8 protein-coding genes are annotated in these 12097 nt (G+C 73.5%); 3 read left to right on the plus strand and 5 right to left on the minus strand.

Annotated features, from left to right (window positions below; all coding sequences use genetic code 11):
* Window positions 1–83 precede the first annotated feature (83 nt).
* The gene (locus GA0074692_RS18500) at window positions 84–1940 is read right to left on the minus strand and encodes a putative bifunctional diguanylate cyclase/phosphodiesterase (protein ID WP_245730362.1); all 1857 of its coding nucleotides are present in this window, start codon (window positions 1938–1940) and stop codon (window positions 84–86) included.
* Window positions 1941–2116: 176 nt separating this feature from the next.
* Here GA0074692_RS18500 and GA0074692_RS18505 point away from each other — a divergent pair, with 176 nt between their 5' ends.
* The gene (locus GA0074692_RS18505) at window positions 2117–2506 is read left to right on the plus strand and encodes a PH domain-containing protein (RefSeq protein WP_091646335.1); all 390 of its coding nucleotides are present in this window, start codon (window positions 2117–2119) and stop codon (window positions 2504–2506) included.
* Window positions 2507–2572: 66 nt separating this feature from the next.
* Here GA0074692_RS18505 and GA0074692_RS18510 read toward each other — a convergent pair whose 3' ends face one another.
* Together GA0074692_RS18510 and GA0074692_RS18515 are read right to left on the minus strand one after the other, a co-directional pair.
* Entirely contained in the window at window positions 2573–3496 is a 924-nt protein-coding gene (locus GA0074692_RS18510; RefSeq protein WP_091646337.1) for a 2-hydroxyacid dehydrogenase, read from the minus strand.
* Window positions 3497–3514: 18 nt separating this feature from the next.
* Window positions 3515–5173: a hypothetical protein gene (locus GA0074692_RS18515; RefSeq protein WP_091646338.1), complete on the minus strand. Its 1659-nt coding sequence runs from the start codon at window positions 5171–5173 to the stop codon at window positions 3515–3517.
* A 124-nt stretch (window positions 5174–5297) separates the two neighbouring features.
* Between GA0074692_RS18515 and GA0074692_RS18520 the strand changes: the two genes are divergently transcribed.
* Together GA0074692_RS18520 and GA0074692_RS18525 are read left to right on the plus strand one after the other, a co-directional pair.
* Window positions 5298–6470: a PQQ-dependent sugar dehydrogenase gene (locus tag GA0074692_RS18520; RefSeq protein WP_091653711.1), complete on the plus strand. Its 1173-nt coding sequence runs from the start codon at window positions 5298–5300 to the stop codon at window positions 6468–6470.
* A gap of 83 nt (window positions 6471–6553) precedes the next feature.
* Window positions 6554–8086, plus strand: coding sequence for a metallophosphoesterase (locus GA0074692_RS18525; protein WP_091646341.1), 1533 nt, complete (start codon window positions 6554–6556; stop codon window positions 8084–8086).
* A 28-nt stretch (window positions 8087–8114) separates the two neighbouring features.
* Here GA0074692_RS18525 and GA0074692_RS18530 read toward each other — a convergent pair whose 3' ends face one another.
* Both GA0074692_RS18530 and gatB read right to left on the minus strand, forming a co-directional pair.
* On the minus strand, window positions 8115–10490 hold the full coding sequence (locus GA0074692_RS18530) for a transketolase-like TK C-terminal-containing protein (protein ID WP_091646343.1): 2376 nt from the start codon (window positions 10488–10490) through the stop codon (window positions 8115–8117).
* Window positions 10491–10598: 108 nt separating this feature from the next.
* Complete coding sequence (gene gatB / locus GA0074692_RS18535) at window positions 10599–12092, minus strand: Asp-tRNA(Asn)/Glu-tRNA(Gln) amidotransferase subunit GatB (RefSeq protein WP_091646345.1); 1494 nt, start codon at window positions 12090–12092, stop codon at window positions 10599–10601.
* Window positions 12093–12097 lie beyond the last annotated feature (5 nt).

A 12097-nucleotide genomic window follows, 5' to 3' on the forward strand; every position in this document is an offset into this window, starting at 1 on the left:
AGGGGGGTTCGCGGGAACCGGAGCGCGCCGCCGCACCGTGATGCAGATCGACTCTCGTCCATGCCGAGAGGCGGTGTCAAGAGTCAGGTGAGGGCACCGGGGGACGGGTGTTCCTCCAGGAAGGCCTCCACACGTTCGGCGGTCGCGGGGCGGGAGAGCGCGAAGCCCTGCCCGTACCGGCAGCCCGCCCGATACGCCCGGTCGACCTGACCGGCCGACTCCAGTTCCTCGACCACGATCTCCAGCCCGAGCCGCCGTCCCAGGTTCGCCACCACACCGATCAACGGCTGCTCCGGCTCGCTTCCGCCGACCGCCCGTGGGTCGACCTTGACCAGGTCGAGCGGTAGCTCCCGCAGCCGGCGCAGCGAGGCGCGCCCGGCGTGGAAGTCGTCCAGCGCGGTCCGGACGCCCAGCGACCGTAGCCCGGCCAGCCGGGCCACCACGGTCGGCAGGTCGGTGTCGAGTCCGTCCTCGTTGACCTCGACCACCAGCCGGTCGGCCGCCACCCGATGACGGGCGAGGGTGGCCGCCACCCGGGTGACGAAGTCCGGTGCGGTCAGCTCGGCCGGGGTGACGTTGACCGCCATCCAGAGCAGCGGGCTCGTCGCCGACCAGGCGGCGAGCTGTCCGCAGGCCCGGTCCAGCACCCACTGGCCCACCTCGTCGAGCAGGCCCAGGTCGGCCGCGACCGGGATCAGCTCGGCGGGAAGCACGGTGCCCAGCAGGGGGCTGCGCCAGCGCAGCAGTGCCTCGGTGCCCGCCGGCTGCCGGTCCACCAGCCCGTGCACCGGCTGGTAGACCAGGTCCAGTTCGCCCCGGGTCACCGCGCCGGCCAACTCCCGCTCCAGGTCCAGCCGGCGGACCAACTGCTCCTCGAGGAAGGCGTCGTACCACTCGACCCGGTTGCGGCCGAGCTGGCTGGCCCGCCGCCGGGCCAGGTCCGCCTGGCGTAGCACGTCGTCGGCGCTGCCGGCGGTGGTGTCGGCCAGGCCGATGCTCACCTCCAGCCGCACCGGCCCGCCGGGCAGCCGGTACGGCTCGGTGAGCGTGGTGAGCAGCCGGTCGGCGAGTCCGTACGCCGGCACCGAGCCGGCCTCGGCGATCACCGCGAACTCGTCCCCGGCCAGGCCGGCGACCAGGTCGTCCGGCCCGGCGGCGGCGCGTAGCCGGTCGGCCACCTCGACGAGCACCCGGTCGCCGACGGCCTGTCCGCTGCCGTCGTTGATCTCCGACAGGCCGTGCAGGTCCAGGACGAGCAGGGTGGCCGGCTCCCCCGGCTCGGCTCGCCGGACGGTCAGTGCCCGGCGCAGCTCGCGCCGGTTGGCCAGGCCGGTGAGCCGGTCGGTGACGGCGAGGTGGTGCACCCTGCGCTCCAGTCGGCGCCACTCGCCGACGTCCCGCACGTGCAGGACGACGGCCGCCACCTCGGGCACGTCGCGCAGGTCGCTCACGGTGGACTCGGTCTCCCGCCAGTCACCCCGCCCGTCGCGTAGTCGGGCCGCGAGCAGCCCGGGTGGACGCCCGGCCCGGACCGCCGCGAACACGGCCCCGGCCCGGGACCTGTCCCGGGGGTGGAGCAGGTCGGCGAAGGGACGACCGAGCACGTCGGCGTCGGTCAGCCCGAAGAGGCGGGTCGCGGCCGGGGACTGCCACCGGACCCGCAGGCCCTCGTCGAGCAGGAGGATCAGGTCGTGCCCGCCGGAGACGAGGGCCCGGAACCGGGCCTCCTGCCGGGCGAGCCGCTCGGCGTACCGGCGGGTCTCGGCGGCGGTCAGCAGGGTGTGCAGCAGGGCGACGGCGACCAGCGCGACCGTGACCATCGCGGCCCGACCGGCGGTCAGCAGGCCGACCAGCCCGGCGGCGACGAGCAGCAGTACGGCGAGGACGGCGGCGGCCTCGGGCACCGGTACGGAGCGACGGGGCGGCGGCACGAGGGACACGGTCACCTCCTCCAGCGGGGGTCGGGGGCGACCGGACGTGAAACCGGTACACCTCTGCCCCGCAACGACGACACCGGGCCGCCGGTTACGCCTCACCACCCGTGACCCGGATCACCACTCGGCCGGAGTCACCGCCCGACGACGGGACGCCGCCGGCGGGGTGGAATCATCGAGGGGTGAGTCGCACCGACACCCTCCGTTTCCGGCACAGCCAGGCCATTCTGGCCGCGGCGGTGGTCGCCTTCATCGGCGCGCTGCCGGTCGCCGACGCCCGGTGGTACCTCACCCCGGTGCTGCTCGTTCCGCTGGGGATCCTGGTCTGGGCGTGGCGGGCGGGCACCGACGCCGACGCCCGGGAGGTCCGCGTCCGCGCGCTGTTCGGGCAGCGTCGCCTGCCCTGGGGACGGATCGCCGAGCTGGCCGCCGACCCGAAGGGCCGCGCGGTCGTCCGGCTCGACGACGGCGAGCGGGTGACCCTGCCGGCGGTACGCGGTGCCGACCTGCCCCGGCTCGTCGCGGTCACCGGCCAGCCCCTCGATGCCACCCCGGACCACGCCGAAGACTGACCACCGTCCGGTTCCGCCGGGTCACCCCGGACCGCGCCGGCTACCGACCCGCCCCCCACCGGTGGGTCAGTAGCCGTTGGTGACGACGTTCTCCAGCGGCTCGCCCGCCACCATCCGGCGCACCTGCTCGGCCGCCAGCCGGTAGGCCCGGGGCAGCAGGCCGCGCACCGAACCGGCGACGTGCGGGGTGATCAGCACGTTGGGCAGTTCCCAGAGCGGGTGGTCGGCCGGCAACGGCTCCGGGTCGGTGACGTCCAGGGCCGCGTCGATCCGACCGGCGGCCAGCTCGGCGACCAGTGCCGTGGTGTCGACCACCGGACCACGGGCCGCGTTGACCAGGAGGGCCCCGTCGGGCATCGCGCCGAGGAAGGCCTTGTCGACCAGCCCCCGGGTCGCGTCGGTCAGCGGCACCAGCAGCACCACGACGTCCGCCTGCGGCAGCAGCGCGGGCAACTCGTCGACGCCGTGCACGTCCTGGTCGGGACGGGCGGTCCGGGCAACCAGGGTGAAGCTCACCTCGAAGGGCGCCAGCCGGGCCCGCAGGGCCTCGCCGATCGAGCCGGCGCCGACGATCAGCACCCGCTTGCCGGCCAGCTCGTCGGTCGGGGCCACCTCGCCGTACGCCCACTCGCGGCGGCTCTGGGCGCGGGCGAGCGTGTCGAAGCGGCGCAGCCGGGACAGGATCGCGGTGACCACCCACTCGGCGGTGGACGAGTCGTGCACGCCCCGGGCGTCACAGAGGGTCACCCCGGCCGGCAGCCGGTCCACCCAGACGTCGGCACCGGCGCTGAGCAGTTGCACCACCTTCAGGTCGGGCAACCGGGACGCCAGCGCGACCACCTCCCGGGTGGAGAGGAACGGCGGCACCCAGAACCGCACCCCGGCGGGGTCGCTGGGAAGCTGGTCCGGGCCCTCGGCCACCTCGACAGTGAGTCCGGGCGTCTGCTCGACCAGAACCCGACCCTGCTCATGCGGAATCCATACCTTCACGTCCGCCGACGATAGCCGTCAGCTCAGCGGCAAACCCACCGGGGCGGCGGGCAGGTGAATGTCGTAACCGGGCACACTTGTCCTGGTCACCGGCGTGCCGGTGGTCGCCAGCCGGTCGGCGACCGCCCGGCTCAGCGCCGTACCGGCGGGCACCACGTACGCCACCCGGTCGGCGCGGGCCACCCGAGCCGGGTACGCCGGATAGCGGTTCCAGCCGGCCCGCAGGTCGTCCCGGATCACCCCGCAGAGCAGTCGTTCCCGGGTGGCGAACACGATCGGGTAGCAGGTCCAGTAGTCGGCGTAGAAGTGCTGGACGCCGAGCCGGTCGAGGGCGGCCACCAGACCCTGTCGCTGGTCGTCGGCGCGGGTCAGGGTGCCCGCCTCGGCGATCAGTGTCCCGGTGGCCAGCAGCGCGCTCGCGGCCACCGCCGCCAGTGCGGCCCGCGCGGCGAGCCACAGCCCGGCACGCCTGCGTCGGGCGGGGTGGGTTCGGGCTGCCGACCAGAGCGGCCACAGCAGCGCCGGCAGCGAGATGAGCAGGCAGGACAGGTAGCGCGAACTCTCCACCGGGGTGTCGGCGGCGGCGGCGCTGCCGGCGTACGCGGCCAGGCTCGCCGCCGCCGCGCCGACCAGGGCCAGCCGGCCGCCCTGCCGGATCCGCCCGGCCCGGACCGCGTCGAGTCGGTCGGGCAGTCCGTCGAGCTGCCGTGGACGCAGGGCCCAGAGTGCGCGCAGGGCGAGCAGGCCGGCCACGAGCAGCAGCGTCGGGGCGACCACTCCCCACCAGAGCTGCCAGCCGGCGCACCGGCCGGGTGCGCAGAACCCGGTGCCGATGGGCAGCCCGAACAGCACGCCACCGTGCAGCCGGTCCGCCCAGGCGCCGGGCGTACTGCCGCTGAGCTGCCGGTAGACGGCGAGCGAGCGGTGTTCCGGCGCGGCGGTGAGGTTGTGCGCCACGATCGGCAGCAGCCCGACCACGAGTCCGGCGGCCAGGGCCGCGCCGCAGCGTCCGACCAGGTCCCGGCCGAGTCCGGCGAGCAGCAGCGCCCCGGCGGCGGCCACGTACGGCAGGACCAGCCAGTCGTCCCAGAGGGTGAGGCCGGCGACCAGGCCGAAGGCGGCGCAGGCCAGGGCGCGGCGGCGGACCGCGCGGAGGCCCAGCAGCACCGCGAGCAGGACGAGCAGCGCCCCGGCCGGGTTCATCTCCGGGTAGCCGCCCCCGGCGATCAACTGGTTCTTGAGGATCCGGTCCGAGCCGAGGGCGAGCAGGCCGACCACGGCGGTGGCGAACCACGGGTGGTAGAGCCGCCGGGTGAGCTGCCACATCGCCACCAGGAAGAGGGCGTAGAGCAGCAGGTTCGGCAGCCGCAGCGCGACCAGGCCAGGACCGCCGAGCGCGAACAGCGGGGCGGCGAGGTACGCCTCCAGCGCGCCCATGTAGTACTGGCCGTAGAAGAAGAGCGGGAACTCGCGGCCCTGCGCGACGTGCGTGGCGACCAGGCCGGTGACCGCCTCGTCGCTGTTGGTCGGGGGCAGGCCGGCCAGGAGCATCGCCAGCCGGTAGCCGACCCCGAGCGCCCCGAGGGCGAGGGCGGCCCGGCCGGGCGACAGCGCCGGACGCCGGGCGGGCACATCGACCGGTACGGAGTCCGGCGCCGGCCGGTCGGTGATCACCACGGCTGGCAGTCTCGCAGAATTTCAGGGCTTACCACCTGACATATCCGTCTTTTCGGCGTGTCTCGATCCGGGGTACCGGATCGCGCACCGGTTGCCGGCCCGGTGAGCGACTAGTCTGGTGCGGGTGAGCGCTCGTCCCCCGTACCCCCGCATCGGCCGGCTGCGCGCGACGGCGGCGGCATCCTGCGCGGCGCTGCTGCTGTTCACCGCCGGGTGCAGCCTCGGCGAGCCGGAACCCGACCCGGCCGGCGAGCCGCCGACCTTCCCCACCCCCTCGGCGAGCGCCGGGCAGGACGGTGGCCAGGAGGTGGTGGCGACGGTGCTGGCCAAGGGGCTTCGGGTGCCGTGGGCGATCGCCTTCCTGCCGGACGGCGGCGCTCTGGTCACCGAACGCGACAACGGCCGAATCCTCCAGGTCGGGCCGGAGTCCGGGCCGGACGGGCTCAAGGTGACCCCGGTGCAGACCATCGCCGACGTCGAGGCGTCCGGCGAGGGTGGCCTGCTCGGCATCGCCGTCTCCCCCGACTACGCCACCGACCGGACGGTCTTCGCGTACCACTCCACCGAGCGGGACAACCGGATCGTCAAGTTCACCCTCGGCGGAACACCGACGCCGATCCTCACCGGCATCCCGGTCGCCGGCATCCACAACGGTGGTGGACTCGCCTTCGGCCCGGACGGTCTTCTCTACGCCAGCACCGGCGACGGCGGCGACCGCCCGCTCTCGCAGGACGTCAAGAGCCTCGGCGGCAAGATCCTCCGGATCACCCCCGACGGCAAGCCGGCGCCCGGCAACCCGTACCCCGGCTCCCCGGTCTGGTCGCTCGGCCACCGCAACGTGCAGGGCATCACCTGGGACGCCGGCAAGCGGATGTACGCCACGGAGTTCGGCCAGAACACCTGGGACGAGATCAACCAGATCGTCAAGGGCGGCAACTACGGCTGGCCGCAGGTCGAGGGGAAGGCCGGCGATCGCAAGTACCGCGACCCGATCGCGCAGTGGCGTACCGGGGACGCGTCCTGCTCCGGCGCGGCGGTGGTGGAGCGCCTGCTGGCTGCCGCCTGCCTGCGCGGGGAACGACTCTGGCTGGTCGAGCTGACCGACACCGGCACCGTGCTCGGCCAGCCCCGGGAGCTGCTCACCGGCCGGTACGGCCGGCTGCGGGCGGTCGCCGCCGCCCCGGACGGCTCGCTCTGGGTGAGCACCTCCAACCACGACGGCCGGGGCGACCCGGAACCCGAGGACGACCGCCTGCTCCGGCTGGTCTTTGCCGGTGGCGGTGCCGGTCGTAGCTGACCTGCGAAAACGGTCACGGGCCGCAGCAGGGCGGCAACCTCGGGGTTTACCAAGATCTCCCTGGGGGCAGGCAGAATTTCACCATGGACGGGCAGGACGAGAACACGCGACAGCGCCCCGGGGACGGTCGTCTCCGAGGGCGAAAGTGGGCCGGCAGGTGGCGTCGGCTCGGGGTTTGGTTGGCGATCCTGGCGATCAGCCTGACCGGTGCCCTGCTCGGCGTCCTCGGCGGCGGTCAGGTCGACACCGACATTGGGCCGTTCCGGGCCCGGATGGTGCTGACCCCGACGCTCAGCGGCGGCACCACGATCGACATCCCACCCCTGGGCGCTCTCCTGCTCGACAGCCACGACGGGCCCGCCCACCTCGACGTCGAGCTGGGCTCGCTCGACCAGGGACGGGTGGAGGCGCTGATCGACGACCCGGCGAGCATCAACCGGGCCAGCCAGTCCGCCGTGAAGGACGTCCGCGCGGGCGTGTTCCGCCTCGGTCTGCGTACCGTCGGCGCGGCCGTCCTGGTCACCCTGATCCTGGCCGGACTGGCCTTCCGCGACGTCCGCCGTACGGCCTGGGCCGGCGGGCTGGCGCTGGTGATCACCGCGGGCAGCCTCGGCGTCGCCGCGTCCACCCTCCGCCCCCAGTCGATCGAGGAGCCCCGGTACGAGGGACTGCTGGTCAACGCGCCCGCCATCGTCGGTGACGCCCGGCGGATCGCCAACGACTACACCAAGTACGCCGAGCAGCTCCAGCGGCTGGTCGGCAACGTCAGCCAGCTCTACACCACGGTCTCCGCGCTGCCGGTGTACGAGCCGGCCCCGAACACCACCCGGGTGCTGCACGTCTCCGACATGCACCTGAACCCGACCGGCTGGCAGCTCATCCGGACCGTGGTGGAGCAGTTCGACATCGACGTGGTGATCGACACGGGCGACATCACCGACTGGGGCAGCGAGCCGGAGGCGAACTACGTCGCCTCGATCGGACTGCTGAAGAAGCCATACGTCTACATCCGGGGCAACCACGACTCCCCGCGGACCGCCGCCGCCGTGGCCCGCCAGCCGAACGCGATCGTGCTCGACAACACGACCACCACGGTGGCCGGACTGACCATCGCCGGCATCGGTGACCCGCGCTTCACCCCGGACAAGAGCACCGCCCCTGCCGTCGGCGGCCTGGACCGGCCCACCGCCGACCAGGTGATCAGCACCGGCGAGAAGCTGGCCACGACGGTGCGGGAGTCGCCGCAACCGGTGAACATCGCGCTGGTCCACGACCCGGCCTCGGCCGGCCCGCTCTCCGGCACCTGCCCGCTGGTGCTCTCCGGGCACACCCACAAGCGGCAGGTCTCCAAGCTTCCCGAACAGGAGGGGAAGCCGCCGACCCAGCTCCTGGTGCAGGGCTCCACCGGCGGGGCCGGGCTGCGCGGGCTGGAGGGCGAGGAACCCACCCCGCTGTCGATGAGCGTCCTCTACTTCAACGAGAACAAGCAGCTCCAGGCGTACGACGACATCACCGTCGGCGGCACCGGCCAGGCGCAGGTCAACCTGGAGCGGCGGGTGGTCCGGGAACCAGCGGCCGGCGCGGACGTGCCGGTCACCCCCACCCCGACCCGCTGATCCGTCGTCCCTGCGCTGCGTCGACGGGTCAGCGCAGAGAGAGGGCGGCCAAGGCGGCGTTGACGATGCTGCCCGGCAGCAGGTCGTGCAGCTCGTACAGCTCGTGGACGCTGCCGGACTGGCCGAACTCGTCCACCCCGAGCGGCACCGCCGGCACCCCGAGCGCCGAGCCGAGCCAGGCCATCGCGTGCGAGGCCGCGTCGTGCACGGTGACCACCGGGGCGCGGTCGCCGAACGCCGCCCGCAGCACCCCGGGGACGCTCGGCACGGTCGCCGTCCGGACGCCCTGCCGGAGGGTACGCTGCCAGGCCCGGTAGAGCCGGTCCAGCGAGGTCACGTCGACCACGTGCGCGGCCACGCCCTCGTCGGCCAGCTCGGCCGCGGCGGCGAGCACCTCCGGCAGCACCGCGCCGGAGGCGGCCAGGTGCACCACCGGGGCGTCCGCCAGGTGCGGGTACGCCTGGTGGGCGTCGACCAGCCGGTACGCCCCGGCGACCGCCTGCCGGCGCAGCACCGCGTCACCGATCCGGGACCGGGCCGCCTCGAACGGGGCCTGGTCGATCGGCCGGGTGCTCAACCGGAAGTAGTACGCCCCGTCCTCGGTGGGCGCGGCGGTGGTGGTCGGTGCGCCACCTCGGGCGATCTGACCGAACGCGTCGCAGAGCAGCCAGTCGAGGGTGGTCGCGTACGCCGGCTCGACGAAGGTCACTCCGGGCAGTTCCAGCCCGACCGACGCGGTGATGGTCGACTGGTGCGCCCCGCCCTCCGGGGCGAGGGTGATCCCGGACGGGGTGCCGGCCACCACGAACCGGGAGCCGGAGTAGGTGCCGTAGAGGAAGGCGTCCAGGCCGCGCAGCACGAACGGGTCGTAGACCGTGCCGACCGGCAGCAGCGGCTGGCCGGACAGGTCCCAGGCCAGGCCTAGCTGGCCGAGCAGCAGGAACAGGTTCATCTCGGAGATGCCCAGTTCGATGTGCTGGCCGTCGGGGTGCTGCTCCCAGCGCAGCATCCGGTCCTCCGACCAGGAGCGCTGCTTCGTCGGGGCGAACACCCCGGTCTTGTTGATGAACCCGGCGAGGTTGGTGGAGGTGGCCACGTCCGGCGCGGTGGTGACCAGGTAGCGGCCGACCTCCTCGTGCCGGGCCAGGTCGACCAGGACCCGACCGAACACCTCCTGGGTGGAGATCGGCTTGTTGGCGCGTACCCGGGTGGTCTCCGGGACGGTGACCGGCAGCGCCCGCTCGCGCGGCGGGCGGGCCAGCGCCTCCCGGCGGGCGTTTGCCCAGATCCCGGCCGCCGAGGCCGGGTCGAGACGGTCCCACTCGGTGCCGGCGTCCAGCCCGTGCGCGGTGCGCAGGGCGTCGACCTGCTCGCCGGTGAGCAGCGCGGAGTGGTTGCGCGGGTTGCCGGCGATCGGCAGGCCCCAGCCCTTGACCGTGTACGCGAAGACCACGCTGGGCCGGTCGGTGACCGCGTCGCACTGGGCGTACGCGTCGAGCATCGCGGCGAGGTCGTGCCCGCCGAGGTCGGTGACGAGCGGACCCAGCTCCTCGTCGGGGACGTCGGCGACCAGCGCCGCGATGCCGTCCGGGGCACCGTCCAGGAAGCGGGTCCGCAGGGCTTCCCCGGTCAGCCCGAAGAGCGACTGGTACTGCTCGTTCGGCATCGCGTCGATCCAGTCCCGCAACGCCGCGCCACCCGGCCGGGCGTACGCCTCGGCGAGCCGGCGGCCGTACTTCACCTCGACGACGTGCCAGCCGGCCGCCTCGAACTGGCCCCGCCACTGGTTGATCCGCACCCCGGGGACCACCCGGTCCAGCGACTGGCGGTTGAAGTCGACCAGCCAGGTCACGTTGCCGAGGCCGGTGGTGGCCGGGTCGGCGACCGCCTCCCAGATGTTCCCCTCGTCCAGCTCGGCGTCGCCGATCAGCGCGACGAACCGGGAGTGCGGACGCGGACCGAAGTGCGCGTCGACGTACCGCCGGGTGACCGCGGCGAAGAGCGGGGCCGCCGCGCCGAGACCGACCGAGCCGGTGGAGAAGTCCACCTCGTCCGGGTCCTTGGTGCGCGACGGGTACGACTGGAGCCCGCCCCGGGCGCGCAGCTTCGGCAGGTACGACCGGTCCAGGTTGCCGAGCAGATACTGGATGGCGTGGAACACCGGCGAGGCGTGCGGCTTGACCGCGACCCGGTCGGCGGCGTTCAAATGGGCGAACCAGAGCGCGGTCATCGCGGTGACCAGGGAGGCGCTGGACGCCTGGTGCCCGCCGACCTTCACCCCGTCCCCGGTGCGCCGGTCGTGGTTGGCCGCGTCCACGATCCGGGTGGCGAGCCAGAGCACCCGCCGCTGGATCTCGTCGAGCACGTCGAGGTCGACGTCGGAATGGGCAGGGTGGACGTTCACCGTTGAACTCCTACCGAGGGGGTGGGGTGTTAGCAGGGGTCCCCTGTTACCGCTTTTTGTCGAACAGGGGACCCCTGCAGGCACAAAACGAAGGAGTCCGGCGACCTACTAGGAGACGCCGAGGCGCTCCAGCACCAACTCCCGGACGGTCTTGGCGTCGGCCTGGCCACGGGTGGTCTTCATGACCGCGCCGACCAGAGCGCCCGCGGCGGCGACCTTGCCGCTGCGGACCTTCTCCGCGATGTCCGGGTTGGCGGCGATCGCGGCGTCCACGGCCTCGGTGAGCGCGCCGGTGTCCGACACGACCTCCAGGTTCCGGTTGGTCATGATCTCGGTCGGGCTGCCCTCACCGCCGGCCACGCCCTCCAGCACCACCCGGGCCAGCTTGTCGTTGAGCTTGCCCGCGTCCACCAGCCCCTGGAGTTCGGCGACCTGGGCCGGGGTGGCCCCGGCGTCGGCCAGTTCCACGCCGGCCTCGTTGGCCCGCCGGGACAGCTCGCCCAGCCACCACTTCCGGGCGGCGGCCGGGCTGGCCCCGGCGGCCACGGTGGCCTCGATCAGCTCGACCGCGCCGGCGTTGAGCACCGACTGCATGTCGTGGTCGGAGATCCCCCACTCCTGCTGGAGCCGGCGGCGGTGCAGCCGGGGCAGCTCCGGCAGGGCCGCCTTCAGCTCGGCGACCCAGTCCGCGTCCGGGGCGAGCGGGACGAGATCCGGCTCGGGGAAGTAGCGGTAGTCGGTGGCGGTCTCCTTCGACCGGCCCGACGTGGTGTCCCCGGTGTCCTCGTGGAAGTGCCGGGTCTCCTGGACGATCCGGCCACCCGAGTCGAGCACCATCGCCTGGCGCAGCATCTCGGAGCGGACCGCCCGCTCCACCGCGCGCAGCGAGTTGACGTTCTTGGTCTCGGTGCGGGTGCCCCACTCCTCGCCCGGCCGGCTCAGCGACGTGTTGACGTCGCAGCGCAGCGAGCCCTCCTCCATGCGGACGTCGGAGACGCCGAGGGAGCGGATCACGTCGCGCAGCTCGGTGACGTACGCGCGGGCCACCTCCGGGGCGAGCGCCCCGGTGCCGGGAACCGGCTTGGTGACGATCTCGACCAGCGGGATGCCGGCCCGGTTGTAGTCGACCAGCGACTCGGTGGCCCCGTGGATCCGGCCGGTGCCGCCCACGTGCAGCGTCTTGCCGGTGTCCTCCTCCAGGTGCACCCGCTCGATGCCGATCCGGACCAGCTCGCCGTTCACCTCGACGTCCAGGTAGCCGTCGACGCAGAGCGGCTCGTCGTACTGGCTGATCTGGAAGTTCTTCGGCATGTCCGGGTAGAAGTAGTTCTTCCGGGCGAACCGGCACCAGGACGCGATGGAGCAGTTCAACGCGAGGCCGATCCGGATGGTCGCCTCGATGGCCGCCTTGTTGGCCACCGGCAGCGAGCCGGGCAGGCCCAGGCAGACCGGGCAGACCCGGGTGTTCGGCTCGCCGCCGAAGTCGGTCGGGCAGCCGCAGAACATCTTGGTGTTCGTGCCCAGCTCGACGTGGGTCTCCAGGCCGATCACCGGCTCGTAGCGCGCGACGACGTCGTCGTACGCGGGCAGGGTCGTGGTCATCTGAC

Source organism: Micromonospora pallida, assembly GCF_900090325.1.
Classification (GTDB): domain Bacteria; phylum Actinomycetota; class Actinomycetes; order Mycobacteriales; family Micromonosporaceae; genus Micromonospora; species Micromonospora pallida.

What these genes read in the sequence shown, in the direction of transcription:
- gatB (WP_091646345.1), bottom strand. Translation starts at nt 12,092, where the DNA reads ATGACCACGACCCTGCCCGCGTACGACGACGTCGTCGCGCGCTACGAG.
- GA0074692_RS18525 (WP_091646341.1), top strand. Translation starts at nt 6,554, where the DNA reads ATGGACGGGCAGGACGAGAACACGCGACAGCGCCCCGGGGACGGTCGT.